The 26,563-nt window shown below is 70.4% G+C and carries 21 protein-coding genes, 1 rRNA gene and 1 pseudogene; 16 read left to right on the top strand and 7 right to left on the bottom strand.

Annotated features, from left to right (window positions below; translation table 11 throughout):
• Both ACG2DA_RS11915 and ACG2DA_RS11910 read left to right on the top strand, forming a co-directional pair.
• A partial coding sequence (locus tag ACG2DA_RS11915) for a hypothetical protein (RefSeq protein WP_395255898.1) occupies nucleotides 1–323 on the top strand: 323 nt, incomplete at its 5' end.
• Nucleotides 324–597: 274 nt separating this feature from the next.
• On the top strand, nucleotides 598–1,095 hold the full coding sequence (locus ACG2DA_RS11910; protein ID WP_395255896.1) for a bacterioferritin: 498 nt from the start codon (nucleotides 598–600) through the stop codon (nucleotides 1,093–1,095).
• Nucleotides 1,096–1,185: 90 nt separating this feature from the next.
• On the opposite strand, the gene ACG2DA_RS11905 is transcribed toward ACG2DA_RS11910, so the two are convergent.
• A complete protein-coding gene (locus tag ACG2DA_RS11905; protein WP_395255895.1) occupies nucleotides 1,186–2,529 on the bottom strand; it encodes a HEAT repeat domain-containing protein in 1,344 nt (447 codons plus the stop codon).
• A 156-nt stretch (nucleotides 2,530–2,685) separates the two neighbouring features.
• Between ACG2DA_RS11905 and ACG2DA_RS11900 the strand changes: the two genes are divergently transcribed.
• Both ACG2DA_RS11900 and purH read left to right on the top strand, forming a co-directional pair.
• Nucleotides 2,686–4,068: a PQQ-binding-like beta-propeller repeat protein gene (locus ACG2DA_RS11900; RefSeq protein ID WP_395255894.1), complete on the top strand. Its 1,383-nt coding sequence runs from the start codon at nucleotides 2,686–2,688 to the stop codon at nucleotides 4,066–4,068.
• 165 nt (nucleotides 4,069–4,233) lie between these two features.
• Nucleotides 4,234–5,802 carry a bifunctional phosphoribosylaminoimidazolecarboxamide formyltransferase/IMP cyclohydrolase gene (gene purH / locus ACG2DA_RS11895; RefSeq protein ID WP_395255893.1) on the top strand — a complete coding sequence of 523 codons (1,569 nt, stop codon included), beginning with the start codon at nucleotides 4,234–4,236 and terminating at the stop codon, nucleotides 5,800–5,802.
• A 15-nt stretch (nucleotides 5,803–5,817) separates the two neighbouring features.
• Here purH and ACG2DA_RS11890 read toward each other — a convergent pair whose 3' ends face one another.
• Both ACG2DA_RS11890 and ACG2DA_RS11885 read right to left on the bottom strand, forming a co-directional pair.
• Complete coding sequence (locus ACG2DA_RS11890; RefSeq protein ID WP_395255892.1) at nucleotides 5,818–7,449, bottom strand: hypothetical protein; 1,632 nt, start codon at nucleotides 7,447–7,449, stop codon at nucleotides 5,818–5,820.
• A 36-nt stretch (nucleotides 7,450–7,485) separates the two neighbouring features.
• Nucleotides 7,486–8,355, bottom strand: a complete 870-nt coding sequence (locus ACG2DA_RS11885) for a class I SAM-dependent methyltransferase (RefSeq protein ID WP_395255891.1) — start codon at nucleotides 8,353–8,355, stop codon at nucleotides 7,486–7,488.
• Nucleotides 8,356–8,421: 66 nt separating this feature from the next.
• On the opposite strand from ACG2DA_RS11885, the gene ACG2DA_RS11880 reads away from it, so the two are divergent.
• Nucleotides 8,422–9,549, top strand: coding sequence for a pyridoxal phosphate-dependent aminotransferase (locus ACG2DA_RS11880; protein ID WP_395255890.1), 1,128 nt, complete (start codon nucleotides 8,422–8,424; stop codon nucleotides 9,547–9,549).
• Nucleotides 9,550–9,740: 191 nt separating this feature from the next.
• Here ACG2DA_RS11880 and ACG2DA_RS11875 read toward each other — a convergent pair whose 3' ends face one another.
• Nucleotides 9,741–11,174, bottom strand: coding sequence for a UdgX family uracil-DNA binding protein (locus tag ACG2DA_RS11875; protein ID WP_395255889.1), 1,434 nt, complete (start codon nucleotides 11,172–11,174; stop codon nucleotides 9,741–9,743).
• 98 nt (nucleotides 11,175–11,272) lie between these two features.
• On the opposite strand from ACG2DA_RS11875, the gene ACG2DA_RS11870 reads away from it, so the two are divergent.
• The 3 genes and pseudogenes from ACG2DA_RS11870 to ACG2DA_RS11860 all read left to right on the top strand — a co-directional run.
• On the top strand, nucleotides 11,273–11,941 hold the full coding sequence (locus ACG2DA_RS11870; protein WP_395255888.1) for a hypothetical protein: 669 nt from the start codon (nucleotides 11,273–11,275) through the stop codon (nucleotides 11,939–11,941).
• A gap of 46 nt (nucleotides 11,942–11,987) precedes the next feature.
• Nucleotides 11,988–12,656 carry a hypothetical protein gene (locus ACG2DA_RS11865; protein WP_395255887.1) on the top strand — a complete coding sequence of 223 codons (669 nt, stop codon included), beginning with the start codon at nucleotides 11,988–11,990 and terminating at the stop codon, nucleotides 12,654–12,656.
• Between the two features lie 136 nt (nucleotides 12,657–12,792).
• Nucleotides 12,793–13,926, top strand: a pseudogene (locus tag ACG2DA_RS11860) (Y-family DNA polymerase); the annotation flags it as partial.
• Between the two features lie 238 nt (nucleotides 13,927–14,164).
• Here ACG2DA_RS11860 and ACG2DA_RS11855 read toward each other — a convergent pair.
• On the bottom strand, nucleotides 14,165–15,430 hold the full coding sequence (locus tag ACG2DA_RS11855) for a putative DNA modification/repair radical SAM protein (RefSeq protein ID WP_395255899.1): 1,266 nt from the start codon (nucleotides 15,428–15,430) through the stop codon (nucleotides 14,165–14,167).
• A gap of 215 nt (nucleotides 15,431–15,645) precedes the next feature.
• The gene (locus tag ACG2DA_RS11850; protein ID WP_395255886.1) at nucleotides 15,646–17,046 is read right to left on the bottom strand and encodes a sulfatase; all 1,401 of its coding nucleotides are present in this window, start codon (nucleotides 17,044–17,046) and stop codon (nucleotides 15,646–15,648) included.
• A gap of 80 nt (nucleotides 17,047–17,126) precedes the next feature.
• On the opposite strand from ACG2DA_RS11850, the gene ACG2DA_RS11845 reads away from it, so the two are divergent.
• The 5 genes from ACG2DA_RS11845 (at nucleotide 17,127) to ACG2DA_RS11825 (ending at nucleotide 22,945) form a co-directional block, all read left to right on the top strand.
• Entirely contained in the window at nucleotides 17,127–18,194 is a 1,068-nt protein-coding gene (locus ACG2DA_RS11845) for a ligase-associated DNA damage response exonuclease (protein WP_395255885.1), read from the top strand.
• 84 nt (nucleotides 18,195–18,278) lie between these two features.
• Nucleotides 18,279–19,868 carry an ATP-dependent DNA ligase gene (locus tag ACG2DA_RS11840; protein ID WP_395255884.1) on the top strand — a complete coding sequence of 530 codons (1,590 nt, stop codon included), beginning with the start codon at nucleotides 18,279–18,281 and terminating at the stop codon, nucleotides 19,866–19,868.
• A gap of 92 nt (nucleotides 19,869–19,960) precedes the next feature.
• Complete coding sequence (locus ACG2DA_RS11835; protein ID WP_395255883.1) at nucleotides 19,961–20,182, top strand: hypothetical protein; 222 nt, start codon at nucleotides 19,961–19,963, stop codon at nucleotides 20,180–20,182.
• The gene (locus ACG2DA_RS11830; RefSeq protein WP_395255882.1) at nucleotides 20,179–20,442 is read left to right on the top strand and encodes a hypothetical protein; all 264 of its coding nucleotides are present in this window, start codon (nucleotides 20,179–20,181) and stop codon (nucleotides 20,440–20,442) included. The genes ACG2DA_RS11835 and ACG2DA_RS11830 overlap by 4 nt, the downstream gene beginning before the upstream one ends.
• On the top strand, nucleotides 20,435–22,945 hold the full coding sequence (locus ACG2DA_RS11825; RefSeq protein WP_395255881.1) for a ligase-associated DNA damage response DEXH box helicase: 2,511 nt from the start codon (nucleotides 20,435–20,437) through the stop codon (nucleotides 22,943–22,945). Before ACG2DA_RS11830 ends, ACG2DA_RS11825 begins: the two co-directional genes overlap by 8 nt.
• A 102-nt stretch (nucleotides 22,946–23,047) precedes the next feature.
• On the opposite strand, the gene ACG2DA_RS11820 is transcribed toward ACG2DA_RS11825, so the two are convergent.
• The gene (locus tag ACG2DA_RS11820) at nucleotides 23,048–23,986 is read right to left on the bottom strand and encodes an alpha/beta hydrolase fold domain-containing protein (RefSeq protein WP_395255880.1); all 939 of its coding nucleotides are present in this window, start codon (nucleotides 23,984–23,986) and stop codon (nucleotides 23,048–23,050) included.
• A 185-nt stretch (nucleotides 23,987–24,171) separates the two neighbouring features.
• Between ACG2DA_RS11820 and ACG2DA_RS11815 the strand changes: the two genes are divergently transcribed.
• From ACG2DA_RS11815 to ACG2DA_RS11805, 3 genes are all read left to right on the top strand, one after another.
• Nucleotides 24,172–25,290 (top strand): alkene reductase, encoded by a 1,119-nt coding sequence (locus tag ACG2DA_RS11815; RefSeq protein WP_395255879.1) that lies wholly within the window; start codon nucleotides 24,172–24,174, stop codon nucleotides 25,288–25,290.
• Between the two features lie 42 nt (nucleotides 25,291–25,332).
• On the top strand, nucleotides 25,333–26,094 hold the full coding sequence (gene pdeM, locus ACG2DA_RS11810) for a ligase-associated DNA damage response endonuclease PdeM (RefSeq protein WP_395255878.1): 762 nt from the start codon (nucleotides 25,333–25,335) through the stop codon (nucleotides 26,092–26,094).
• 383 nt (nucleotides 26,095–26,477) lie between these two features.
• Nucleotides 26,478–26,563, top strand: a 16S ribosomal RNA gene (locus ACG2DA_RS11805); the annotation flags it as partial.

The following is a 26,563-nucleotide window of genomic DNA, read 5'->3' as shown; positions in this document are numbered from 1 at the left end:
AGGAGACGCCGGACGTGCTGCCGCTGTCCGCGATCCTCTCCCCGCCGCAGTTCCGCCGCGACGCCGACCTGCCGGCCGGCGCCGTCGCCGGCCGCATCGGCGGGTGGGCCTCCACCCCGGCCGGCGTGGGCGTGGACAGCCCGCTGACCCGCGCCAAGGCCCTGCACGCCAACCGCACCTGCAAGTCCTGCGGCGCCGGCGGCGTCGAACCGGTTCTGCTCAGCGACGGCGTCCGCGACGCCAGCGGCCAACTGGTCCCCGGCAGCGGCACCCTGGTCGGTTTTCATTGCTGCCGGTGTCAGAAGGAATGGCCCGTCGCTTGAGACGATCCGCCGCCGGAGCTGAACCGGCGCCTGAGATCAGATCGCGGCGGCATTCGCCGACGCGAAACCGCCGTCTATAGAGAGCCCCGGCCGTCCCCGACGGCCGGGGCTTTCTCTTTCCGGGGCCGCGGCCCGATGCGAACCCGTCTCAATCGATCTAAACCCACCGGGAAAGGGCGAACCGCCGCTGTCCGGGCGGTCGAAACGGCTAAAATACCTGACCCGGCTCGCCCCTCGGGCCGCTCTATCACTTCGCATTTCAAACGAGACGACCATGGACGTTTCCTCCTCCCACACGCTCACCGAATCTCAGGCGGTGATCGATCACCTCAACGAGATCCTCAAGCATGAATGGACCGGGGTGCAGCAGTACTCGCAGGCGGCCTTTATCGTCGAAGGGCTGATGCGGGAGTTGTACGCCCCGAAGTTCCAGGAGGACGCCGACGAGTCCTTCGGCCACGCCAAGCTGGTCGGCGAGAAGATCGCCGCGCTCGGCGGGGTGCCGACCGTGCTGCGGAACGAGGTTAAGCAGTCCCGCGACGTGCGGGAGCTGGTCGAGAACGCCCTCGCCTTCGAGAGCAAAGCGGTCGAGATGTACTCCGCCGCGATCGAACTGGCCGAGGAGCACGCCGACCGCTCGCTGGTCGTCTTCCTGGAGGACATCCTCGCCCAGGAGCAGGAGGGCGTCGACGAGTATTCGAAGCTGCTCCGCGATACCCCGGCCAAGCAGGGCGAGGTCGAAACCGCCACCAGCCGCTCCGCCGCGGCCTGAGGCCGTTCTCGGTCATCGCGAACGGATCGCAGCGTCCCGGACCCTCGGAGGGTCCGGGACGCTTTCGTTTGCGCCGTCCGTAAACCGGGCTCACAACGCGGCGAACGTCGCCCGATTGCGTTCCCACCAAGCCGCCCAGAGGGCCTCGTCGTAGGTGGCGGGCGGGGCGACGCCGAGGCCGTCCGCCGGGGCGGTGCGGGCGACGATCGCCTGCAGGGCGGCGAGGACCTCCGGGTTGCGGTGCTCCACCTCGACCGTCACCCGCCGCGTGCGGGTGACCGGCGAGGCGCCGGGGCGCACGATCGCGGTCGGGTACTGGGCCCGGATGGCGAGCAGGGCCTCTGGGGAGAGGCCGCCCGCCGCGTTCGCCCCCAACCCGCCGGCGACGGCGCCGTTCGGGCTCATACTCACGCCGGCGCCGCTCGTGTCCGGCACGGCGATCTTGTAACGGTGCGTGGTGATGAGGCTGCGAATCAGGTCCGGCACCGCGTTCGCATCGCCCAATTCCCCCAGCGCCGCGGCGGCCCGGCGAACGGTGACGTTCGCGTCGCTCCGCAGCCCGTCGCGGAGCAGCGGTTGGGCGGCCCCGGCCCGGGCGGGCCCGTCGCGGGGGGCGGTCTCCTCGGCCAGTGCCCGCACGGCCTGCTCCCGGACGAGGTCGTCCACGTCTCCCATCGCCTGCGCGGCGAGAGCAGGGACGGGGGCGGTTTCCGGCATACGGGAAAGCACTTGGACGTACAGCATCCGCACATGAACGTCGTCGACGTCGGCGAAGAACTGCCGCAGCGCCGGGATCGCGGTCGGATCGGTCACCCGCACCATCTCCGCCCGGGCGGCGCCGGCCCGTTCGGGGTCGGACAGGGCCCGCTGCCACAGGCGGGCCTGGCGGAACCACTGCTTCTCCGCGGCCTCCCGGGCGTCGGCGGCTTCCAGCAGGGCCTTCTCCTCCGGGGAGACGGCCCGGCGGCCGTACAGCACCAGGCCGTTGCGGCGGCGCCACTGGGCGGGGGTGAGCCAGTCGCCGTGGTCGAGCCGGTGTCCGAGGGCCAGACGGGCCGGCTCATGGTCGGGATCGAACTTCAGCAGTTCCCGCAGCGCCCGGTCCCGCTCCGGGCGGAGGCGGTTCTCGAGGGCCCACTCCGCGAGGGCCCACCAGGCGTCCGGGTCGTCGGGGGTGCGGTCGAAGCGGCGCTCGAACGCTTCGCGGCCGGCGTCGCGGTAGGCCCACTCGCGGACCTCGGACCGCGGCACCCGCACGGTGGCGCCGGCATGGGTGCGGACGGCCACGGCGTCGCCGCGGGACGGGTCGCCGACGAACTCGCCCCGCACCTCCCCCCCGGCCTTCAACACGACCACGTCCGCCGACGCCGGGGACGGGAGCGCCGCGGCGATCAGGGCCAGCGCCGCAACGAGGGGGCGGGTCGAACCGAACACGGCGAACCTCGGGGTGAGGACGGGGCGGGAGGGGATTATCCGGCGCCGGGCGGCCCGCTCAATGCCCTGACGGGGGGACGGGGTGTTATCGTGAGGACCCGGCCGCCCCGTCCCGCGGCTTCGTGCGCGTCGCCCCGAACCCCCTGAAGCGCCCCCGTGTTAGCGAACCCCGCCGTCCGCCGGTCGTCTTCCCGTCCGCTTTCGACCCGCATTTCGCGGGGGCTGCTCTGTGCGGCGGTTCTGTCCGCCGCGGCGCTGGGCGGCACGCCGGCGTCCGCGCAGAACGTCCTGCCGAACCCGAACGAACTGCGGGCCGCGGGGCTGGAGCTCGCCTGGTGGGCCGTCGCCGCGGTGCCCGCCGGGCGGGGGCAGGTGGAGTTTCTCTCCGCCGACGAAAACGCGGTGTACGTGCAGACGAACGACAACCTGCTGACCGCGATCAACCTCACCAGCGGGGCGAAGAAGTGGGCGATCCGCGTCGGCCGCGACGGGCAGACGGCGGTGCGGGTGGCGACGGCGCCGCCGGTCGAGGCGGGGCCGGGCGGGGAGTCCTCCCCCGGGCTGGTGCTCGCCTGCGTGGGGCGGACGGCCTACGGGATTCACCAGGATACCGGCGAGACGATGTGGGAGCTGCCGCTGCCCCAGGCCGCCGTCGCCGCCCCCACCATCGGCGACACCGAGGAGGGCCGCCGGCTGTTCGTGCCCTCCGTCACCGGCAGCGTGTACAGCTTCGACATGCGCACGATCGAGGAATTCCGCCTAGAGAAGCGCCTGCAGGAGTTCGCCACCGGCACGCAGCGCTGGCGCTACGAGACCGGCTCCCCGCTGATCGGCGGCGTGGTCGTGGAGGGCATCGCCGCGGTCTTCGCCAACGTCCGCGGCGTGCTGTACGGCGTGGACGCGGAGAAACGCGAACTGCTGTGGCGGTTCGAGACCGACGGGCGGGCCACCGCCCCGATCGCCGCCGGCGACGGCGTCGTGTATCTCGCCTCATCGGACCGGAACCTGTACGCCGTCGACACCACCAACGGCCTGGACCGCTGGGAGTTCGTCTCGCAGGAGCCGGTTGAGGTGAAGCCCGCGGTCGTGGAGGGCGCCCTGTACGTCACCCCGGGCCGCGGGGGCGTGTCCCGCGTGGACCGCGACACCGGTCGGGCGATCTGGCGGGCCGAACGCACGACCGAGTTCCTCGCCCAGGCGGGGGGCCGGGCGTACGCCTCCGACTTCGCCGACAACGTCGTGGCGCTGGACTTGGCGACCGGCCGGCGGATCGGGTCGGTGCGGATGGACCGCTTCCCGGTGCGGATGCAGAACTCGCTGACCGACCGCGTGATCGTCTCCACGAAGACCGGCATCGTGCTCTGCCTGAAGGCCGCCGGCTCCGGCTTCCCGGTCTACTACGCCCACCCGGAGCGCCGCCCCGTCGAACCCAGCTTCGCCGACGACGCCCCCGCCGAAGAGGCGCCCACCGACGCCCCGGCCGAAGAGGCGCCCGCCGACGCCCCGGCCGCCGGCGCCGCGGCCGTCAACGAGAACTGAACCGGCTCCGCCGTTCGCCTCGTCAGGGCGCCGTTTCGAAATCTTCCCCTCATCAACCCGAGGCGTCCGCGAGGGCCGTCGCGTGCCTCGCGGAGGCTTCGGGTTAGTATCACGGGGCTCTTCTTCACTCCCCCCCCGCCGCCGCCCGGCTCCCGTCAGGACTTGATGCCCCGCGCCCTGCTGTCCGTCACCGATAAAACCGGTCTCGCCGACTTCGCCGCCGGCCTCGTGGAGGTCGGCTACGAGCTGATCTCCACCGGCGGGACCCTCCGCCATCTGCGGGACGCCGGGCTGCCGGCGCTGGGGATCGAGGAGGTCACCGGATTTCCGGAGATGCTCGACGGCCGGGTGAAAACGCTGCATCCGAAGGTGCACGGCGGTCTGCTGGGCCGTACCGACCTGCCGGAGCACGCCGCCGCGATGTCCGAGCACGACATCCGGCCGATCGATCTGGTCTGCGTGAACCTGTACCGGTTCGAAGAGGCCGCCGCGAAGGGGCTGCCGGAGGCGGAGACCGTCGAGCAAATCGACATCGGCGGCCCGTCAATGCTCCGCAGCGCCGCCAAGAACTACGAACGCGTCGCCGTCGTGACCGACGTGGAGCAGTACGACGACGTGCTCGCCAAGCTGAGGGGCGAGGGTCTGACCGTCGAGGATCGCCGCATCCTCGCGGCCTCCGCGTTCGCCAAGACCGCCGCCTACGACGCCGCCATCGCCGGTTGGTTCGTCGAACTGACCGAGGGCGGCGAGGCCGACGAACCAGCCCCGCTTCCGTCCCGGCTCCACCCGCACTTCGAGAAGGCGACCGATCTGCCCTACGGCGAGAACCCCCACCAGCGGGCCGCCTTCTACGTCGAGCCGAACCCCGGCCCGGAGACCCTCGCGGCCGCGGAGCAACTGCACGGCAAGGGGCTGAGCTACAACAACCTCCTCGATCTGGACGCTGCCCGGGCGCTGATCCGGGAGTTCGACGCCCCCGCCTGCGCCGTCCTCAAACACACCAACCCCTGCGGTTGCGCGGAGCACGAGGACCCGGTCGCGGCCTTCGAGCGGGCTTACGCCGGCGACCCGGTCAGCGCCTTCGGCTCGATCATCGCCGTGAACCGCCCGGTCACGGCGGTGCTGGCGGAGGCGATTTGCGCCACGGCCGGCTTCGTGGAGGCCCTGCTGGCCCCCGGCTTCGACGACGAGGCCCTGTCGCTGCTCACCTCCAAGCCGGTTTGGAAGAAGAACGTGCGGCTGATGGCGCTCCCCGGCCTGCGGGACGCCGCCGCGGTCACGACCGACCTGCGGCGGGTCAGCGGCGGCCTGTTGGTTCAGGACCGCGACGAGGCCGCCGACGATCCGGCCGGCTGGGAGTGCAAAACCGACCGCCAACCGACCGAGGCGGAGCGGGCGGACCTGATCTTCGCCCAGCGGGTCGTGAAGCACCTCAAGAGCAACGCGATCTGCTACGTGAAGGACCGGCAGCTCGTCGGCGCCGGGGCGGGTCAGATGAGCCGGCTCGACAGCGCCAAGATCGCCGCCGAGAAGGCGGACGGCCGGGCGCAGGGCGGGGCCTGCGGCAGCGACGCGTTCTTCCCGTTCCGCGACGGCGTGGACGCCGCCGCGGCCGCGGGCGTGACGGCGATCGTCCAACCCGGCGGCAGCAAGCGGGACGACGAAGCGATCGCCGCCGCGAACGAGCACGGCCTCGCCATGCTCTTCACGGGACGGCGCCATTTCCGGCACTGAGCCGGTGTTGGGCCGTCAGTCCCCGCCGAGCCCGGCCAACGCCTCCAGCGCCGCGGCCCGCAGCTTGGGGTCGGCGTCCTGAGCGGCGTCCAGCAGTGCCTCGGCTAGGGAGTCGTTCGTCGGACGGGCCCGATCGATCGCCTCGTACAGGCGCGGCCGCGGGTCCGCCGCGTCGTCCACGTCCCTGCCGACGTCGTCGCCGGGGGCGGTCGCGTCCCGGGCGGCGGCGATGATCGCCCGCAGCCCGGCCGCGTCGGCGACGGACCGGGCGAGGATCTCCTCGGGATAGGCCCTTCTCAGCCGTGCGGGGGGCGTCCTGTCGGACGGCGATTCGAAACGAGTCGCGGCGAGGGTGCGGGCGGCGGCGGCGCCCGGCACGACCGCCCCCAACTCGGACAGCGTTCGCAGCAGGTCCATTTGCTCGGCGGCGAGGCGGTCGCCTTCCGCCTCCAGCGCGTCCCATTCCCGCTCTACGTCGGCCGTCCGGAAGAACCGCCGAACGCCGCGGGGGCCGACCGCCTCGACGTTCACGTCGGGCCCGCGGAGCAGGGCGGTGCGGCGGGCGGCGACCTCCCTCGTCCGCCGCCGCACGGCTTCCAGCCGGTCGAACAGCGCCCGCGTCCGCTCCGCCGTCAGGGAGCCCGGCTCGACCGTCTCCCGCAGGATGTGCAGTCGGGTTTGGAACGGCAGCTCGTCGTCGTCCGCGGCGGCGACGAGCGCAGCGGCGATGCGGTCGCGGACCCCGTCGCTCAGGCCCAAATCGCGGACCGTGAACAGCACGCCTCCCACCGAGACGCCGAGCTTCCGGCGGGCCGGGCCGCCCTCGCCCGACCGCCGGGACGACCGCACGACCGTCAATCCGTCGCGTTCCCGCATCAGTCGGCCGGCGGCAAGCGTCGCCTCGACCCGTCTGACGAAAGCTTCGTTAGGCTCCGCCTTGGCCCGCTCCTCCTGGAGATATCGCTCCAAGCCCGCCCGGATCTCCTCCACGGTGACCGGGGCGAGGTTCTCCGTCGCCGCCTCGTCGCGGTTGAACGCCTCCGCCGCCTCCGCCAGCGTGGGGCCGCGGGGAACGGCGGGCGATTCGTCCTGGGGGATCGGGAACTGAAAGATCGTCAGGGCGCCGGGGACGCTCAGCTCCACGAACCGCGTCGCCCCGTTCACCGCCGCGGACGGATCGAGCCGGATGATGTTGACCCGGCCGCCGCGGGGGGCCTCCTCGCCCTTCAGGACCCAGGCGTAGGGCGCGATCGTAGTTTGATCCCATCCTTGGAAGCCGCGGCGGATGGCGGCGGCGACGGCCTCGACGGTCAGCGGGACCTCTTTTCCGCCGGCCGTGCCGTTATACGCCCGCACCGCGTCCGCCAGCGACGTGCTCCCGCCGGTCCCGCGTTCCTGATTCTCAAGCTCCACGCCGGGGTCGTCCGGAGCCCGCATCTTCGCCGGCGCCTCGTCCGGCGCTTCCGCGGCGGGTTCGACGACCTCGGTCGCGTCTTCCCTCGCCTCCGCGTCCGCCGGCGGTTGAGTGAATCCGAGGCCCGCCCCGATCAGCCCGGCGGCGAAGAGGACTGACGCCGTTCGCCGGATTCGCTCCCGAGGGGATCGCTCCCGGCGGGGGACGCGGGACAGGCGGCCTGAACGCGGCATCGGTCGTCTCCGGGGCGCGGGAGGGAACGGCCGATGCTACTTGGCCCGCAGCACGTACACCACGTCTTCGGTGAGTTCGTCGATCACGATCGGCTCTTCAATGTCGTAGCAGAAGTCGTAGGTCTCCAGAATTTCGAATCGGTCGACGGCCTCGAATAATTCGGCCATCTCCCGCTTCGTATAGGTGCGGTAGTGCATCGTGTCCCGCATCACGAAGGAGCGGGTGGGCGTGGTGACGTGGAAGGTCATTCCCAGCGTCTCCACCCGTTTCGTCCGGTCGAAATCGGTGGTCCGCAGGTCGGAAATAATGCTGAGTTGCCCGCGGCGGGCGTGCCAGGTTTCCTCGCCCTCCCAGTCGTCGTCCTCCGGGGTCAGGTGCAGGCCGAGCAGATAGAGCCCGCCCGGCTTCAGCGCGTCGGCGACGCAGTTCAGGTGGGATTGGGCCTCTTCCTCGCTGCCGAGGTGGCGGAAGGAATTAATCATGTTGAAGCAGACGTCGACCGGCTGCTTCAATTGGAAGTCGGCCATATCGCCGACGACGGCCGTCTCCGGCAGGCCGTGCCGCTTGAGGCGGGCGTTGCAGAAGGCGACGGCCTTCTCGTTGAGGTCGTTGCCGGCCACTTCGTAGCCCGCCTTGCCGAGCTTCACCATCAACCGCCCGGTGCCGCAGGCCGGTTCGAAGGTCGTCTTCACCTCGCCGGGCCGGTACTTGTCGAAGCACTCGCGGAGGAAGTCGTATTCCGCCTTCCAGTCGCTGCCGAAGACAAGGTCGTAATACTTCGGAAAATCGTACAGGTTGGCCCGCACCTCCTCCGGGGCCGGCTCCGCCTCGCCGTGGTCGGGGGGAATGGGGACGAGCACGTCGTCAGCGTCGGTCACGTCTTCGGGGGCGGGGTCGGCGGGCATCGGCGGGAGCGGGCGAGTCGGGTAAGGTGCGCCGCAGGATAGCCGCTCACCCGTATTCCGCCCCCGATGGCCGCCGCTTTCACCTTTTCCGACCGCGCCCGCGGCATCGACGCCAGCGGGATCCGCAAGGTCTTCGACCTGGCCGCCCAGCTCGAAGACCCCATCAACCTCTCCATCGGCCAGCCGCACTACCCGGTGCCGGACGCCGTCAAAGCGGCGATCGCCGACGCCGTCGCCCACGACCGCAACGCCTACAGCCCCAGCCAGGGGATCGCCCCGCTGGTGAGTCGGTTGCAGGCGGACGTCGACGAAACCTTCGGCCACGCCGACCGGCGGGCGTTCGTCACCAGCGGGACCAGCGGCGGGCTGATGCTGGCCCTGTCGGCCTTGGTGAATCCGGGGGACGAGGTCGTCGCCTTCGACCCGTACTTCGTGATGTACAAGCACCTCACGACCCTGTGCGGGGGGACGTGCAAATTCGTCGACACCTACCCGGACTTCCGCATCGACGTGGAGAAGGTCCGGGCGGCGATCGGGCCGAGAACTAAGGCGATCCTCTGCAACAGCCCGGCGAACCCCACCGGCGCCGTGATGACCGAAGCCGAGGCCCGCGGTCTGGCCGAACTGAGCCGGGAGACGGGGGTGCCGCTGATCTCCGACGAGATCTACGAACTGTTCTGCCACGACGGGGAGTTCGTCAGCCCGGCGAAATACGACGAGAACTGCCTGGTGGTCGGCGGGTACTCCAAGACCTACGGCATGACCGGCCTGCGGGTCGGCTACGCCCACGGGCCGGCGGCGCTGATCGAGCAGATGATTAAACTCCAGCAGTACACCTTCGTGTGCAGCCCGCAGCCGGCCCAGTGGGGGGCGCTGGCGGCCCTGGACGTGGACATGTCCGCCCGGGCCACGGAATACCGCGGCAAACGCGACCTGCTGGCCGGGCTGATCGGCGAGAACTTCCCCGTCCGCGGCGCCGACGGGGCGTTTTATATGTTCGTCCCGGCCCCGTGGGGGACCGGTTCGGAGTTCGTCGCGGAGTGCATTAAAGAGGGGCTGCTGGTCATCCCCGGCAACGTGTTCAGCGAGCAGGACACGCACCTCCGCATCAGCTACGCCGCGACCGACGACACCATCCGCCGCGGGGCTGACGTGCTGAACCGGCTGGCGGAGCGGGGGCCGGCGGTCGGCTGAGACAAAGCCCCTCTCCCCCTTTTGGGGGAGAGGGGTTGGGGTGAGGGGGCGGCGGCGCTGGATCGCGGTTCACGTCACCCACGCTCTCCTGGCGTCAGACATCCCGTTCCTCGGAGAGCGGGAGCGGGTGAACCGTTCGCTCACCCTCACCCCCGGCCCCTCTCCCTCAAGGGAGAGGGGAGAAGAGGGAACTATCCCGTCATCATCTGCGCCACCGCGTACAGGTCGTCCGCGAGGTCGTCGTACATCCGCTGGGTCGCGTCTTCCTCCGGCACCCGCAGGATTGCGGAGGGGTGCCAGGTGGCGGTGGTGATCGGCGAGAACGGCGTCTCCCGGATCTCCCCCCGCTGCTTGGTGATGCGGAAATCCCGCCCCAAAATCGCCTGGGCCGCGGTCGCCCCGAGGCAGACGATCGCTTTCGGTTTGATCGCGGCGAACTCCGCCTCGATCCACGGTTTGCAGGCGGTCACTTCGCGGGCGCTCGGCTTGGCGTGAATGCGGCGGGAGCCCTGCAACGTGTGTTTAAAGTGCTTGACCGCATTCGTGATATACACCTTCGACCGGTCGATGCCGGCGTCTTCCAGGGCGTCGTTGAGCACCTGCCCGGCGGGGCCGACGAAGGGTTCGCCGGTGCGGTCCTCGTTGTCGCCGGGCTGCTCGCCGACGAACACGATCTCCGCGTCCGCCGGCCCGCTGCCGAACACCGTCTGCGTGGCGTCCTTGTAGAGGTCGCACCCCTTGCAGGTCGCCGCGGCTCGTTCCAGAGCCGTCAGGTCCGTGCGGCGGTCGGGGTCGTCGGGGAGGAACTCGGCGGCGGACATGGCGAATCCTTCGGTGGTGGAGATCATCCGCCGTTCGCGGTCGGCGGCGCTGCGGATCAGGTCGGGGATGGCGGCGGCTTCGGGCAGCGTCGGCCAGTGCCGCACGGGCAACTCGGCCTTCATCGCCCTCACCTTCAGTCGGGCGGGGTTGAAGATGTGGCGATAATAGGTGTCCCACAGTTCTTCGGTCGGGTCGCCCTCCGGGAGTTCAGACCGGGGAACCCCGGGGCCGAAGCTCAGTTCCCGGGTGTCCCACACCGCGGACTCCCGCGGGGTGAGGATCGCCCAGTGCATCGGGGCGAACCGCCGGACGAAGAACGGCGCCGCCGCCCGCACGATGCGATGATCCGGCCGGTGCCACGCCACGAACCGCTCCCCGTGCGGCGTATTGGGTTCGTTGAGGCGGCGGAAGCGGACGAACGCCTTCATCTTGTGCACGTCCCGCCGGACGGCTTTCGCCCAGGTTTGCAGGCGAACCACGTCCGGGTCGGCGGCGTCTTCCAGCAGGCGGGGTTCGCCGTGCGTCAGCCGCCAGAGCAGGGCGTACAGCGTCTCCCAGCGGGCCGGATCCGAATGGCAGGCCGCCCCCCTCGCCAGTTTGAGAAACGCCGGCGGCACCCGCGGGGCGGCGCCCGGCGGCGTCGCCCCCGCCGTCGGTTCCGGCGCGTCCTCCGAGTCGAACAGCCCGTCGCCGGCGGCGTGGGCGTCGCTCCAATGCACCACCGCGGGGCGAATTCCCTCCGCCAGCAGACGCCGGGCGACGGTGCGAAAGTCCTCCCAGCGGTCGGCGGTCGCGTGCTGCATCGACGGGCTGCGGCGGCGGAAACGAGAACCGGATATTGTACGCCCGAACAGAGGGTTCGACAGGTTACAACTCGCCCGCCGGAACGGTTCGACCTCTGATGAACGACGGAGAGACCCGACGACGGGTGGACAGCATTGAATATCTGCACGCGGTCGCCGTGTTGGCCTGCGTGCGCAGCGGGATGCGGTACCGCATCGACCGCTCCGACCGCAGTGAAGCCTTTTACGTGAAGCTGTTTCGGCCGGACGGCGGGACGGGCGGCCACTGGTGGGGGACGCGGGTGGCGGCCCACCTGCCGGTGTATCGGTGCAGCCAAGACTACGCCCAGATTCACGTTCCCCGCGTCGTCGAGGACCCGGCGGAGTTGCAGACCGCGGAGCGGGAACTGGTCCGGCAGATCGAAACCGGCGGGCGGGTCGTCGCGGACCCGGAGGAGGTCCGCGAAGCGATGTTCGCCGCCTTCCGCCAGAAGCGGGACGGCGTGGAACGCGCCGGTCCCGCCGGCGGCCGCTGGCGCTGGCGGGAGCAGTCCCTGCAGTGGCGGCTGATCGGCGTGGACGACCGGCCCGCCAAAGACGTGCCCGGCGACGTGCGGCGTCTGGTGGCCCGCTTCGCCCCGCCGGCCCCCCCCGACGTGCGGCTGACCCCGCGGGAGCAGTCCGACGTGCGGCGCCGACTGAACGCCCGCGCCCGCTGGGCCCATGAGGAGCAGGCGAGCGGCGGGCGTCGGTCCGCTGAGGAACACGTCCTTCAGGTCGCCCGTTGACTCGGCGGGCTCACGCCCCCGCTCGCCACGGGGGGCGAAATGATTTATGCACGGCTCCCTCCCGCCGGAGCCCCGCCCGATGCCCTTCGCCCTCGCCCCGCTGCTGTTCGCCGCCGCCCTCGGCCCGGCGGACGCCCGAAGCGACGCGCAGAACGCCGTCGCCCCGGTGACGTTCGCGGCGTTCAACCTGTCGGATCAGTTCGGAGCCGCCCACGCCGTCGGCGGGACGGGTTCGGGCGTGACCGTGCTGCTGTACGGGGACCGCGAAGCGGCCGAAGCTAGCCGCGACCTCGGCGCCGCGTTGCACGTGCTCTTCCACCCCGCGGCAGAGGGGAAGACGGCGAAGGACGCCGCGACCGCCCCCGTGCGGCCGGTGCCCGGGGCGGCGGCCGGCGCTGCCGCCCCGCCGGTGAACGTCGTCGCCGCGGCGAGCGCCCCCGGCGTGCCGGGGCCGATCCGCTCCGTCATCGCCTTCCAACTGCGGCGGGCCGCCCCGCACACGCCCGTCCTGCTGGACTGGAACGCCGCCCTCGCCGCCCGGTTCGGCCTGGCGGCGGGCAAGCCGAACGCGGTGGTGATCTCCCCTGCCGGCGTCGGCTACCCGATCGACGTGAGCGACGAGAAAGCCGCGGACCGCGTCGAGGCCGTCGTGGAATCGCTCCGCCGGCGGATGCTCGCAGGGCCCACGCGGACCGCCGCTACACCTCGCCGGTGAGGGCCTCCGGGGGGACGGGATCCCCGGTTGAGCGGCCGGCGCCCGCCCGGACTGACGATGCGAGGCGACCGCTACGGGTGGGGTGCGACGGAATGATGCGCACATGATGTTGTGTTCAGTGGCATGATGAACACTAATGCGGCGAACCGTCATGGAGGTTCGCATGTCCGCCGTCCCGCCGCCCGTCGCCGCGTCCGATTCTGCCGCGTCCGGCTCCGTCCCGCCGATTGAGCCGTCCGAGTTCGTCCGCTGCCTGTTCGTGGATATGAACTCGTTTTTCGCCTCCGCCGAGCAACACCTGCGACCGGAGTTGCGAGGGGTGCCGGTGGGGGTGGCGCCGGTCTCCGCGGAGACGACCTGTTTCATCGCCGCCAGCGTCGAAGCGAAGCGGTACGGCATCCGGACCGGCACCCCGGTTCACGAAGGGCGCCGCCGCTGTCCCGGGTTGGTGGTGGTGAAGGCCCGGCCGCACGAGTACGTCCCGTTGCACCACCGCATCGTGGCCGCGGTGAACGGCGTCGTGCCGGTGGACGCCGTGGAATCCATCGACGAAATGAACTGTCGCCTCGTCGGCCCGCAGCGGCGCCTGGAGGCGGCGCTCGACTTGGCGCAGGAGGTGAAGCGAGCCGTCGCCGACCAAATCGGGCCGACGTTGCGGTGTTCGATCGGGCTGGCGCCCAACCGGCTGCTCGCCAAAACCGCCAGCGGGATGCAAAAACCGGACGGTCTGACGGCGTTGCCCCTGGGCCGGTTGCCGTGGGTCCTGTACGGCCTGGAACTGAGCGACTTCCCCGGGATCGGCCCGCGGATGCTGCGTCGGTTGATGCAGCGGGGCGTGACGACGGTGCCGCAATTGTGCGCCCAGCCGCCGGAGATGTTGGAAGCGATCTGGGGCGGGGTGGTCGGCCGGCGGTGGTGGCACTGGCTGCGGGGCGAGGAAGTGAGATTGCCGCCGACGCAAACGCGGTCGCTGGGGCATTCCCACGTGCTTCCGCCGGCGCTGCGGTCCGAGGGCGGAGCCTACGGAGTGCTGTGTCGATTGATTCACAAAGTCGCCGCCCGGCTGCGACGGGGCCCCTACGCCGCCCGTCGGATGGACGTGTGGATCGGCTACGTGGGCCGGGCCGGGGCTTGGAAGGCGACGCTGGACGTCGGCCCCTGCCGCGACACTCCCACGCTGCTGACCGCCTTCGCCGACCTGTGGCGCCACGCTCCCCGGGAGGGGGCGCCGCTGAAGGTCGCGGTCACGCTGCACCGGCTCGTCCCGGCGGACCAGACGCCTCGCTCGCTGTTCGCCGAGGACCGCCGCCGCGAACGGCTGTCCGCGGTTCTAGACGCGATCAACGCCCGGTTCGGCGTGGACGCGGCGTACTTCGCCTGCATGCACGCCGCCCGCCGCACCGCCCCCATGCGTATCGCCTTCGGCCGCATCCCGGACGCCGCCGAAGGGGCCGAGGACGCCTTCGCCGTCACTTACCCCGCCGACCCCGCGACCGGCCCACCCCCTCTTAGACCTCGCCCGTCAACGCCGAACCGGCGGCGTCGAACAGCAGGCCCTGAGTCGGCCGGGGGGCGAACCGCTCCCGGAGGCTTTCGCTGTCGAGGAACTTCCCCCCGCCCGGATCCGCCGTGAGCAGGAACGGCCGGGCCTTTTTCAACGGCACCCGCAATCGTTTTAAATCCGCCAACCGCAGCGCCCGGAAACGGCGGATTTTGAGAATCCGCTCCACGCTGCGGACCCCCAGCCCGGGCACGCGGAGCAGCGTCTCCTTCGCCGCCTTGTTGACGTCCACCGGGAACAGCCCGCGGTGCCGCAGGGCCCAGGCGGTTTTCGGGTCGAGGTCGAGATATAAGTCCGGAGCGTCGTTCGGCGTGATCTCGTCGGCTTGGAAACCGTAGAACCGCAGCAGCCAATCGGCCTGATAGAGCCGGTGCTCCCGCACCAATGGCGGCGACTGCCCCGGCAACCGGGCGTCGGCGTGGGGGATCGGGCTGTAGGCGGAATAATAGACCCTCCGCAGGTCGTGCCGTCGGTAGAGCCGGGTGGAGGTGTTGAGGATTTCGCGATCCGGCGTGTCGGTCGCCCCGACGATCATCTGCGTGCTCTGCCCGGCGGGAGCGAACGGGGCGGCTTTAAAGCCCCGCCGGCGGTCCGACCGGTTCTCCTCCCGGCGAGCCCTCACCTCAGCCATCGCGGCTTCGATCTGCGGCGTCCGCTTTTCCGGGGCCAGCATTTTGAGATCGGTCTCCGTCGGCAGTTCGACGTTTACGCTCAGCCGGTCGGCGTACAGTCCGGCCTGTTCGATCAGCTCCTCAGAGCACTCCGGGATCGTTTTGAGGTGAATATAACCGCGGTAGGAATGCTCCTCCCGCAACCGGCGGGCGACCTCGACCAGTTCGCCCATCGTGTCGTCCGGGGAGCCGATGATGCCGCTGGAGAGGAACAGCCCCTCGATGTAGTTCCGCTTGTAGAACTCCAGGGTGAGGCTGACGACCTCGTCCACCTTGAAGCGGGCCCGCCGCACGTCGGAGGTGATGCGGTTGACGCAGTACTGGCAGTCGAAGATGCAGTAGTTCGTCAGCAGAATCTTGAGCAGCGACACGCACCGCCCGTCGGGCGTATAGCTGTGGCAGATGCCCATGCTCTCGGTGGAGCCGATCCCCGGATCGCTGTTGCTGCGGCGATCGCGGGTGCCCTTCGCCCCGCTGCTGGCGCAACTGGCGTCGTACTTGGCGGCGTCGGCGAGGATCGCCAGCTTGCCGCGGACGTCCAGCGGTCCCTTCGCCTGCAACGCCGGGGTGGGGGGCCGCGGCTCGGCGGTTTCCGCGGACGACAACACCGGCAGGGCGGGGGCGATCATGGGCGAGCCGACGGGGACGAAATCAGTGGACGAGCGTATCCCTCCCCAACCGCCGCGGACAGGCCGGTTTCACGCCGCAAAGGCGACCGTTTTGCCGCGTTTGGCAGCGAAGCCGCCACAACCGGCTCCTACCGCCCGGTCGGGCCGAGCGTCGTTCGCCAGGCGGCGAACGCGTCTGCCATCCGCTCGACTCGCTCCGGCTGCGACGCGGCCAGGTCGTGCGCCTCCGCCGGATCGGCGAGCAGGTCGTACAACTCCCACGGGGCGTTCCGCTTCGTGCGGATCAGCTTGTAGCGGTCCTCCGTCCAGGCGTCTTTGTTCTGAAACGTGAAGCCGATCGCGCCGCCCCGTTCAGTCGCCCCGCTGCGGAGCAGGGGAAGCAGGTTCACGCCGTCGCGGCCTTCGTCGGTCGGCGGCTCCAGCCCCGCGGCGGCCAGCACGGTGGGGAAGAGGTCCGTCGACACGACCGGCAGCGACGAACGGCCCCCGCCGGTCAGCCCGCCGGCCGGCCAGTGGATCAGCCCCGGGACCCGCACGCCGCCCTCGTACAGGTCCCGCTTGCGGCCGCGGTACGGGCCCGCCGAGCCGGGGGCCGTCGCGTTGCCTTCCGGGCCGTTGTCGGAGCAGAACGCGACGAGCGTGTTGTCCGCGGCGCCCGCCTCCCGCAGCGTCGCCCGCACCCGGCCGACCGCTGCGTCCAGCGCCGCGACGCTGCCGCGGTAGTGCTTTTCATAGTCCGACAGGGGGGCGAACCGGGCGGCGTCCTCCGCCCCGGCGACCACCGGCAGGTGCGGGGCGTGGAACCAGATCACCGCGAAGAACGGCCGCTCCGCGACCGCCGCGTCGCCGATGAAAGCCGCCGCCCGGTTGACGATCAGGTCCGAATCGTCCCCCCGCAGGTCCTCCGCCGTCTCGCCCGGCCCGGTCCAGTAGGCGGTGCCGTAGGGCACCGCGTTCACGGGGTCGGCGACCGGTTCCCACCACGTGTTGCGGGCGCCGACCCGCGGCTTCCACAGGGGATCGAAGGTGGGAACTTTGGACTCCGTGGCGAAGGTGACGTCGAAGCCGTACTCCCAGGGGGGAGCGAAGTCTGACCCGTTCCCCGGCCGACCGCGGTTGGCGTCGCGGCGGTCCGTGGTGAGGGTGCCGAGGTGCCATTTCCCGAAAAAACCGGTCGCGTACCCGGCCGCCCGCAGGCGCTCGGCGAGCGTCTCCTCCTCTGCGGGCAATCGGCCGACGTTGGCGTGGGTGATCCCCAGCCGGTGCGGGTGCCGGCCGGTCATCACGCTGGCCCGCGTCGGGCTGCACACCGGCGAGGCGGAATAAAAGCGTTCCAGCCGCACGGCGTCCTTCGCCAAGGCGTCCAGATGCGGCGTCCAGGCCCCCGCCGCCCCGCCCACGTCGCGGTGATAATTGACGTCCCCCCAGCCGAGGTCGTCGGCCATGATCAGCACGACGTTCGGCCGCTCCGACGCGGCCGGGGGCGCCGGATCGAGGCAGGCGGCGGCGAGCAGCAGCGGAACGAACATCGGCGAGCCCTGGGGGAGCGACTGGCGGACGGGGAACCGATGTCTACCATTGGTCCGGCCCGCCGTCACCTTCCCGCCGTATGTCCGACCTGCTCACCCGCACCGACCGCGGCCTGTATTGCGAGGCGGGCGATTTTTATATCGACCCTTGGCGGCCGGTCGAGCGGGCCGTCGTCACCCACGCCCACGCCGACCACGCCCGCCGGGGGATGGGCGCCTACCTCACCGTCCCCGAGGGCGAACCGGTCCTCCGCCCCCGCATGGGGCCGGAGGCGAAGATCGACACGATCCCCTACGGCGAGCCGGTGACGATGAACGGCGTGCGGGTCAGCCTGCACCCCGCCGGCCACATCCTCGGCAGCGCCCAGGTGCGGGTGGAATACCAGGGCGAGGTCTGGTGCGTCTCCGGCGATTATAAACTCGGTTCGGACCGCACCTGCGCGAGCTTCGAGCCGGTGCCCTGCCACACCTTCATCACCGAAAGCACCTTCGGCCTGCCGGTCTACCGGTGGGAGCCGCAGGAGGAAACGTTCGCCCAGCTGAATCAGTGGTGGGCGGCGAATCGGGCGGAGGGGAAGGTGAGCGTGCTGTTCGCCTACGCCCTCGGCAAAGCCCAGCGACTCTTGGCCGGGGCGGACGCAAGCATCGGCCCGATCTACGGCCACGGTGCCGTGCAGGTGTGCAACGCCGGTTACCGGGAAGCCGGAATCGACCTGCCGCCCTGCGAATACGCCGGCCGCGGCGAGCGGGGCAAGGATTGGGACGGCGCCCTGGTCGTCGCCCCGCCCGGCGCCCGCGGCACCCCCTGGCTGCGGAAGTTCCGCAACTACAGCACCGCGTTCGCCAGCGGCTGGATGCTGGTCCGCGGTCAGCGCCGCCGCCGGGCCGTCGACCGCGGCTTCGTCATGAGCGACCACGCCGACTGGCCGGGCCTGCTGCAAACGATCGAGGACACCGGCTGCGAACGCTGCCTCATCACCCACGGCTCCCGCCGGGCGCTGGAGCGGTATTTAAACGCGGAAACGACCGTCGCGGCGGCCCAGCTCGACACCTGGTTCGAGGGCGAATCCGACGACCGCGGCGCCGAGGCCGACGCCGAAATGGCCGACGACGGCGAGGTCGAAAACGAGGGGGCGAGCAATGAATGATCACGCTCTCGGGGCGACGCTCCGCGTCGCCCCGCGCGGGACGCGAAGCGTCCGGACGAGAATCGCTCAGGGAGGGAAGCGAGAATGAAGGCTTTCACCGCCCTCTTCACCCGCCTGGACGAGACCAATAAAACGCTCGCCAAGCAGGCGGCGCTGGTCGACTATTTCCGCACGGCTCCCCCCGGGGACGCGGCGTGGGCGGTATATTTTCTGTCGGGCCGCAAGTTGAAACGGCTCCTGCTCTCCCGGGAGCTGCGGGAATGGGGCGCCGCGGAGGCCGAGGTGCCGGACTGGCTGTTCGAGGCGAGCTACGAAGTGGTGGGCGACCTCGCCGAGACGCTGGCCCTCTTGCTGCCGGAACCGGAGGAGAGCAGCGATCTGCCGCTCAAAACGTTCGTCGAGGATCGCCTGCTGCCCCTCAAGATGGAAGAGGGCGAGCGCCGGGCGGCAGTGGTGCAATTGTGGCGGGAGCTGGACCGCCCGCAGCGGTTCGTCGCCGGGAAATTGATGACCGGCAGCTTCCGGGTGGGCGTGTCGCAGCGGTCGGTGGTGAAAGCCCTTGCCACGGCCGGCGAGGTGCCGACGGAACTCGTCGCCCACCGCATGATGGGAACCTGGGAGCCGACCGCAGAGTTTTACGCCTCCCTGACCCAGCCGGAGGCGGACGGGGAGATCGACGCCAGCCGCCCGTACCCCTTCTTCCTCGCCCACCCGACTGAGGCCCCCGCCGAGGATCTGGCCGACGCGGCCGAGTACTTTGCCGAGTGGAAGTGGGATGGCATCCGTAGTCAGATGATCCGCCGGCAGGGGCAGAGTTTCGTTTGGAGCCGGGGGGAAGAATTAATCGGCGAGCGGTTCCCGGAGATTCGCGCCGTCGCCGACGCCCTGCCGGACGGCACGGTGCTGGACGGCGAGATCGTCATCGCCAAGGACGGCGAGGTGCAGAGCTTCGCTCAGCTCCAACGCCGCATCGGCCGCAAGACGGTCGGCAAAAAGTTGTTGCAAGAGTGCCCGGCCCACTTCGTGTTGTTCGACGTGCTGGAGGAGGGCGGGCGGGACGTCCGTTCGCAGCCGTTGGAGACCCGCCGAACGCACCTCACGGCGCTCGCCGCGGCGCTGGCGGAGCGTGGGCTGAACGTCTCGCCCTCGGACCTGCTGGAGGGCGAAACCTGGGAAGCATTCGCCGCCCACCGGGAGCACAGCCGGGCGATGCGGGCGGAGGGACTCATGCTGAAGCGGAAGGACGCCGCCTACGGCGTCGGCCGCGTGCGGGGGCCGTGGTGGAAGTGGAAGGTGGACCCGTACACTGTCGACGGCGTGATGCTCTACGCTCAACGCGGCCACGGCCGCCGGGCGAGTCTTTATACGGACTATACCTTCGGCGTCTGGGACGACGGGCAACTCGTCCCCTTCGCCAAGGCCTACAGCGGCCTAACGGACGCGGAGATCGGCAGCGTGGACCGCTGGATCCGCCGCAACACGACCGACAAGTTCGGCCCCGTCCGGCAGGTTAAACAGGAGCGGGTCTTTGAACTCGCCTTCGAGAACATCCAGAAGTCGAGCCGCCACAAAAGCGGCATCGCGGTGCGGTTCCCGCGGATCGTCCGCATCCGTGACGACAAAACCGCCGCCGAGGCGGACACGCTGGAGACGGTGAAGGGGCTGGTGGAATGACGAGAGCGAAACGAGTCGCCGTGGCGATTGGCGGAGCGGCGTTGTTTGCGACTGCGCTGCCATTCCTCGCGCTAGGCGTGTTGGCGATCGGCGTGAATAAACTCGGCTGGGGAGGGGATGCGTTTATTCAGGAATGGACGTTCGGCCCGCTGCGTTTCCGCGGCACCGCCCTGTGGTTGGCGCCGACGGTCGTTGGCACCGGCGGGCTGTTCGGCGGCTTAGGACTTCTTGTCTGGGCATGGCGGACGAAGCCGGAGACCCCCTCAGCCGCCGAGGCCGACACGCTGGAGACGGTCGAGGGGCTGGTGGAATGACGGACCGCATCCGAACCACGCTGGTCGCGGTCGGCGTAATGTTGATCCTGACCGGCGGCGGTCACATGCTCTACGGACTGAGCGAATACGAGTATTATCAACGGCCGAAAGTATGGTTCGATATCAATCCGACCCGCTACTGCGGCGTGTTCGACCTGTGGGACGGATGGCGGTGGCGGGTGCCGATTCTGGCCGGCAGTGGCGGCCTGCTTAGTGGTGTCGCGTTGATTGGCTGGGCACGGTGGGCGAAGCGTGACTGACGCCCCGTCCAAAGCCGCGGTCGAACGGGCGAAACGAACGGTCCGCGACTGGTTCGCATCCACCGGCCGCACGCCGTTCCGCTTTCAGACGCAGGCATGGAACGCCTACGCCGCCGGCGAGAGCGGCCTGATTCACGCCACCACCGGCGCCGGCAAGACGCTGGCGGCGTGGCTGGGGCCGGTCATCGACGGCCTCGCCCGTGGTGAACTGCAAGACCCCGCCAAGGCCGGCGAGACGGAGACGAAACGCCGCCACCGCTCCCCGCCGCTGCGGGCGCTCTGGATCACCCCGCTGCGGGCGCTGGCCGGCGACACGGAGCACAGCCTCCGCGTGCCGCTGGAGGAACTGGGCCTCAACTGGTCGCTGGAGAGCCGCACCGGGGACACCGCCTCCAAGATCCGCTCCCGCCAATCCAAACGCCTGCCGACGGCATTATTGACCACGCCGGAAAGCCTCTCGCTGGCCCTCGCCCGGGCGGACTGCGTGGAGCAGTTCGCCCACCTCGAATGCGTCATCGTCGACGAGTGGCACGAACTGCTCGGCTCCAAACGCGGCAGCCAGACGGAACTCTGCCTCGCCCGCCTGCGGCGCTGGCGGCCGTTTTTGAAGACGTGGGGGCTGAGCGCGACGCTCGGGAATATTGAGGAGGCCGCCGAAACGCTGCTGGGAGCGGACGCCGAGATCCCCACGATCCTCTCCGGCGGCCGCCGCAAAAGATATGCGGTCGATTCGATCCTGCCGCGGGCCGTCGAGCGGTTCCCCTGGGCCGGGCACCTGGGGCTCAAACAGCTCGATCAGGTATTGCCGATCGTGGAGGACGCGGCGTCCTCGATTTTATTCACGAACACCCGCAGCCAGACGGAACTGTGGTACCAGGCCCTCCTCAAAGCCCGGCCGGACTGGGCGGGGCGGATCGCGCTGCACCACGGGTCCCTCGGCAAGGAGAGCCGCCGGTGGGTCGAGGCGGGGCTCAAAAACGGCGAACTGAAATGCGTGGTGAGCACGTCCAGTTTAGACCTCGGCGTGGACTTCGCCCCCGTCGACCGGGTGCTGCAGGTCGGCAGCCCGAAGGGCGTGGCCCGGTTATTACAGCGGGCCGGCCGCAGCGGGCACGCCCCGGGGCAGACCAGCCGGGTCACCTGCGTCCCCACGCACGCCTTCGAATTAGTCGAGGTCGCCGCCGCCCGGGCCGCGATGGAGGCCGGGCAGATCGAGGCCCGCACGCCGCCCAAAAAGCCGTTGGACGTGCTGGTTCAACACGCCGTCACGATCGCTCTCGGCACGGGCTTCCGGCGGGACGAGTTGTTGGAAGAAATTCGGACCGCGAGCAGCTTCGCCGCGGTGACGGACGACGAGTGGGACTGGTGCCTGGACTTCATCACCCGCGGCGGAGAGGCGTTGCGGAATTATCCGGAGTATTCCCGCGTCGCCCTGCGGGAGGGAGAGTATCGGGTGGAGGACAAAACCGTCGCCCGCCGACACCGGATGTCGATCGGCACGATCGCCTCCGACGCCGCCGTCGAGGTGCGGTTCCTCAAGGGGGCCCGGCTGGGCACGGTGGAGGAGGCGTTCGTCAGCCGGCTCAAGCCGGGCGACAAATTCCTGTTCGCCGGTCGGCCGTTGGAGCTGGTCAAGGTCTTTGAGTTGAAGGCTTGGGTCCGCAAGGCGAGGGGCGTCACCGGGGCGGTGCCCCGGTGGAGCGGGGGGCGGATGCCGCTGAGTTCTGAACTGGCCGCCGCGGTGCGGGAACGACTGGAAGAGGCCCGCAACGAGGAATACCGCGGGCCGGAGATGCAGGCCGTGCGGCCGATCCTCGAACTGCAACAGGCCTGGTCGCACCTACCCGGCCGGGACGAATTTCTGATTGAACGCACCAAGACCCGCGACGGCCATCACCTGTTCTTCTTCCCCTTCGCCGGCCGGCAGGTGCACGAGGGGCTGGGGGCGTTGTGGGCGCTGCGGCTGTCGCGGCGGGTTTCCACGACGTTCGCCGTCGCGGTGAACGATTACGGCGTCGAACTCTTATCGCCCGTGCCGGCGCCGTTGGAGGAGGCGTTGGCGGACGGGCTGCTCTCGCCGGAGCGCTTGCGGGAGGACGTCGCCGAGTCGCTCAACGCGGTCGAGATGGCCAAGCGGCAGTTCCGCGAGATCGCCCGCGTCTCCGGGCTGGTCTTCACCGGGTACCCGGGGGCCGGCAAGTCCGCCAAGCAGCTGCAGGCCTCCAGCGGTCTGCTCTACGACGTCTTTCAAAACTACGACCCGGAGAATCTGCTGTTCCGCCAGGCGACCGAGGAGGTGCTGGACCGGCAACTCGACGCGGCCCGGCTGGAAGAGACGTTGAACCGCCTCGGCCGGGCGACCGTTTTATTGAACGACTGCCGCCGTCCCACGCCGTTGGCGTTCCCGCTGTTGGTGGATCGCCTGCGGGAGCGCGTCAGCAGCGAAAAACTGGCCGACCGGGTCAAGCGGATGACGCTGCAATTGGAGACCGCCGCAGATTAGGGGCGCCTCCACGGCCCAGGAACCACCAACCCGAAGCGTGAGCGAGGGCCTTCCGCTCCCGCGTCCCTCGCTCACGCTTCGGGTTCTGGAAGACACGGCATCTCAGCGGCGTTCGGGCTGCTCGGGCTTCAGGTGGCGATCGAAGAACTTCTCGATCGCCGTGCGGACCTTCGGTTCGTTGAAGGCCGGGCCGCCGTGGCCGGCGCCGGGGAGCGTGACGAGCTGCGACTCAACGCCGGCCTCTTTCAGAGCGGCGTGCAGGCGTTCGCTCTGGTTCAGCGGGACGGTCTTGTCGTCCGTGCCGTGGACGATCAGGAAGGGCGGATCGTTCTCGGAAATGTAGGTGATCGGGTTCGCCTGCCGGGCGAGGTCCGTCTTTTCCGACAGCGGCCCGCCGAGCAGGGCGTAGACCGGGGAGTTCGGACGGTCGCCCTGCCGTTCGTAACCCGGCGTCTCGAGGAACGCGGCCAAATCGGACGGCCCGTAGAAGTCGCAGACCGCCTGTACCCGGGCCGAGGCGTCGAGGTGTTCGCCCGCCTGAAAGACGTTTTCGTCGCCGGAGGTCCCCAGCAGCGCCACGAGGTGCCCGCCGGCCGAGGAGCCCCACACGCCGAAGCGCTTCCGGTCCAGGCCGTACTCGTCCGCGTGGGCTCGCAGCCAGCGGAGGGCGGCCCGGCAGTCTTCGATCTGGGCGGGGAAGGGGGCGGTCCCGGACAGCCGATAGCCGACGCTCGCCACGGCGTACCCGCGCTCGACGAACCCGGCCCGCAGGGCCAGACAGTGCACTTTATTCCCGCCCCGCCACCCGCCGCCGTGCACCCACACGATCAGCGGCAACGGCTTTGCCGTCTCCCCCGCGGCCCGCTCCGGCAGATAGAGGTCGAGTTTTTGCCGTTCGTGCCCGTCGGTCACGTAAGCGAGGTCCCGGTGGGCGACGACGCCGGGCGGCGTGCGCTCGGTGCGGTCTTGGGCGGGGGCCGCGACCGACGCTGCGAGGGCGAGCAACGCCGACAGGCGCACGGGGAGGGGGGACGGACGCATGATCCACTCGGGGCTGGAGGAGCGAAGCGAGAAGCGTATCGAATCGGCGTCTCCCGATCGCTCCCTCGGCGCCGGAGCGACGGCCGCATCCGCGGGCGAGGCCCTGCAGGGGACGGCTGGTCCGTGGCAGCGGGCTTCCTACAACGCTGGACCGCGTATCCGTTCTCCCACCCCTCGCCCTGCCCATGTCCGCCGCCGACCCGCTGTTCGATCCCCTCGCCGTCGGCGCCTTGGAGGCGAAGAACCGGGTCTGGATGGCCCCGCTGACGCGCTGCCGGTCCCTGCTGCCGGGGCACGTGCCCTGGGAGTTGAACGCCGCCTACTACCGGGAGCGGGCGACCGGCGGGCTGATCCTCACGGAGGCGACGGAGATCTGTCAGGAGGGCCGCGGCTATCCCGGCGTGCCGGGGCTGTTCACCGACGAACAGGTCGCCGGGTGGAAGAAGGTCACCGCCGCGGTGCACGAGAGCGACGGCCTGATCGCCTGCCAGCTGTGGCACGTCGGCCGGGCCTCCCACCAGGCGTTCCAACCGGGCGGCAAGGACCCGGTCTCCTCCAGCGCGATCGCCGCCGACGCGGAGGTCCACCTGCCGGACGGCTCCAAGGCGAAGTACCCCACCCCCCGGGCCCTCGCGGCCGAGGAGCTGCCCGGAATCGTGGAGACCTACCGCACCGCCGCCGAGAACGCCAAAGCGGCCGGCTTCGACGCCGTCCAACTGCACGGCGCCAACGGCTACCTGATCGATCAGTTCCTCCGGGACGGAGTGAACCACCGCACCGACGAGTACGGCGGCTCCGTCGAGAACCGCTGCCGCTTCCCCCTGATGGTGATGGACGCCCTGATCGACGTCTGGGGGAAGGAGCGGGTCGGCATCCGCGTCTCCCCGCTGGGGTCCTTCAACGACATGACCGACTCCGACCCGCTGTCGCTGTACTCCTACTTCTTCGGCGAACTGCAGAACCGCGGGATCGCCTTCCTGGAGATCGTCGGGGCCATCCACGGGGACGACATCGACGAGGACCTGATGGCGAAGATCGACGCCGCCGGCCGGGAGGTCTTCAACGGCACGCTGATCCTCAACGGCGGCTACACCGGCGACAGCGCCCGGGAGGCGATCCGGTCGGGCAAAGCTGACGCGATCACCTTCGGCACCCCGTTCCTCGCCAACCCCGACCTGCCCCGGCGGCTGAGAGAGGGGGCGGAACTGAACGAGTCCGACCCGAACACCTGGTACACCCGCGGGCCGAACGGCTACGTCGATTACCCGTCGCTGGACGGCGGCCCGGTGCCGACGACCGACTGACCCGACCGGCCCCGCCCCGCGTTCCCCTCGCCCCGAGCGCCGATGCCCGGCGACCTCACGCTGACGCTCGCCGGGGAGGAACTCGTCCTGATGCCGGAGCGGGCCATCTTCCGTCCGTCCCGGGCCGGCGGGGCGGGGGGCACGCTGTACGTGGCGGACACCCACTGGGGCAAAGCGGCGACCTTCCGGGCCGCCGGCGTCGCCGTGCCGCCCGGCGGAACCGCCGCGGACCTCGCCCGGCTCTCCTCCGCGCTGGAACGCACCGGGGCGGAGCGATTGGTGGTGCTGGGCGATCTGCTGCACGCCCGGTTGGGGCGGAACGAGGCCGCGACGAACGCCGCACTCGCCGCGTGGCGGGAGCGGCACGCCAACCTGCGGATCGAACTGGTGCAGGGGAACCACGACCGGGCCGCCGGCGCCCCGGATCCGGCTTGGCGAATCGCAACCCTGCCCGACCCGACGCCTGACCCGCCTTTCGTCCTGAAGCACGTCCCGGCGCCCGACCCCGCCGGCCCGGTCTTGGCGGGGCACGAACACCCGGCCGTCCGCCTCGCCGGCCCCGGCGGGGAACGACTGAAGCTGCCCTGTTTCCGCCTCGCCGGTGAAGACGGCGCCGGGGCGACGCTCACGCTGCCGGCATTCAGCGCCTTCGCCGACGGAGGGGGCGTCCGAGCGGTAGCGGGGGAGAAGTTCTGGGCGATCGCGGAAGACGAAGTGCTTCCGGTGCCCATGCGCAAGGGGTCAGGGGGGGGCAGTGAAGTTTTTGCGGAGGCCGTCCGAAAAAGTTTGTCCTGGGAGCGTTGACGCCGCGGAAACCGCCGGTACTATCCCCCTCCCCCAACGGGGCGGAGAGGCCGCGGGACGCGAAAGCGACCGCCGCGGAGCCGCCGCCCCCCGGGCCGCCCGCCCGACCAACGTTCGACCGGGCCTCTCTTTGACAATTCGATTTAGGTAGTCTACGACGCTTGAGTCGTTCTCCAGCGGAGAGCGAACTCAAGCACCTGTAACCAGACAGTTTCGAACGAACCGTGCATTGCGGTTCGTGCCGGACCATACGGATCCGATGACGCGAGCGCGGCGGCCGCCGACGGCTCTCCTTTGCGGGAGGGCCCGATCGACGGACGCGGCGGATCAAACACCTGAGTTTCGCTGGCCCTTTCCTTCGGGAGCCGGGCTCAGCACCAAGTCACTTGAAGGGTTTGATCCTGGCTCAGAATGAACGCTGGTGGCGTGGATTAGGCATGCAAGTCGTGCGGCGACGAGCCCTTCGGGG

This window comes from Alienimonas sp. DA493 (genome assembly GCF_043951915.1).
Classification (GTDB): Bacteria; Planctomycetota; Planctomycetia; order Planctomycetales; family Planctomycetaceae; genus Alienimonas.
Note: the sequence above shows the minus strand (reverse complement) of the source record. Positions and strands in the feature narration are given on the sequence as shown.

Excerpts from the sequence above, each read along its gene's own strand:
- ACG2DA_RS11875 (WP_395255889.1), bottom strand. The coding sequence starts at position 11,174 with ATGCAGCACGCGACCGCCGACCGCTGGGAGGACTTTCGCACCGTCGCC.
- ACG2DA_RS11865 (WP_395255887.1), top strand. The coding sequence starts at position 11,988 with ATGCACGGCTCCCTCCCGCCGGAGCCCCGCCCGATGCCCTTCGCCCTC.
- ACG2DA_RS11890 (WP_395255892.1), bottom strand. The coding sequence starts at position 7,449 with ATGCCGCGTTCAGGCCGCCTGTCCCGCGTCCCCCGCCGGGAGCGATCC.
- ACG2DA_RS11830 (WP_395255882.1), top strand. The coding sequence starts at position 20,179 with ATGACGGACCGCATCCGAACCACGCTGGTCGCGGTCGGCGTAATGTTG.
- ACG2DA_RS11880 (WP_395255890.1), top strand. The coding sequence starts at position 8,422 with ATGGCCGCCGCTTTCACCTTTTCCGACCGCGCCCGCGGCATCGACGCC.
- ACG2DA_RS11910 (WP_395255896.1), top strand. The coding sequence starts at position 598 with ATGGACGTTTCCTCCTCCCACACGCTCACCGAATCTCAGGCGGTGATC.
- pdeM (WP_395255878.1), top strand. The coding sequence starts at position 25,333 with ATGCCCGGCGACCTCACGCTGACGCTCGCCGGGGAGGAACTCGTCCTG.
- ACG2DA_RS11885 (WP_395255891.1), bottom strand. The coding sequence starts at position 8,355 with ATGCCCGCCGACCCCGCCCCCGAAGACGTGACCGACGCTGACGACGTG.
- ACG2DA_RS11845 (WP_395255885.1), top strand. The coding sequence starts at position 17,127 with ATGTCCGACCTGCTCACCCGCACCGACCGCGGCCTGTATTGCGAGGCG.
- ACG2DA_RS11820 (WP_395255880.1), bottom strand. The coding sequence starts at position 23,986 with ATGCGTCCGTCCCCCCTCCCCGTGCGCCTGTCGGCGTTGCTCGCCCTC.
- ACG2DA_RS11850 (WP_395255886.1), bottom strand. The coding sequence starts at position 17,046 with ATGTTCGTTCCGCTGCTGCTCGCCGCCGCCTGCCTCGATCCGGCGCCC.
- ACG2DA_RS11840 (WP_395255884.1), top strand. The coding sequence starts at position 18,279 with ATGAAGGCTTTCACCGCCCTCTTCACCCGCCTGGACGAGACCAATAAA.
- ACG2DA_RS11815 (WP_395255879.1), top strand. The coding sequence starts at position 24,172 with ATGTCCGCCGCCGACCCGCTGTTCGATCCCCTCGCCGTCGGCGCCTTG.
- ACG2DA_RS11870 (WP_395255888.1), top strand. The coding sequence starts at position 11,273 with ATGAACGACGGAGAGACCCGACGACGGGTGGACAGCATTGAATATCTG.
- purH (WP_395255893.1), top strand. The coding sequence starts at position 4,234 with ATGCCCCGCGCCCTGCTGTCCGTCACCGATAAAACCGGTCTCGCCGAC.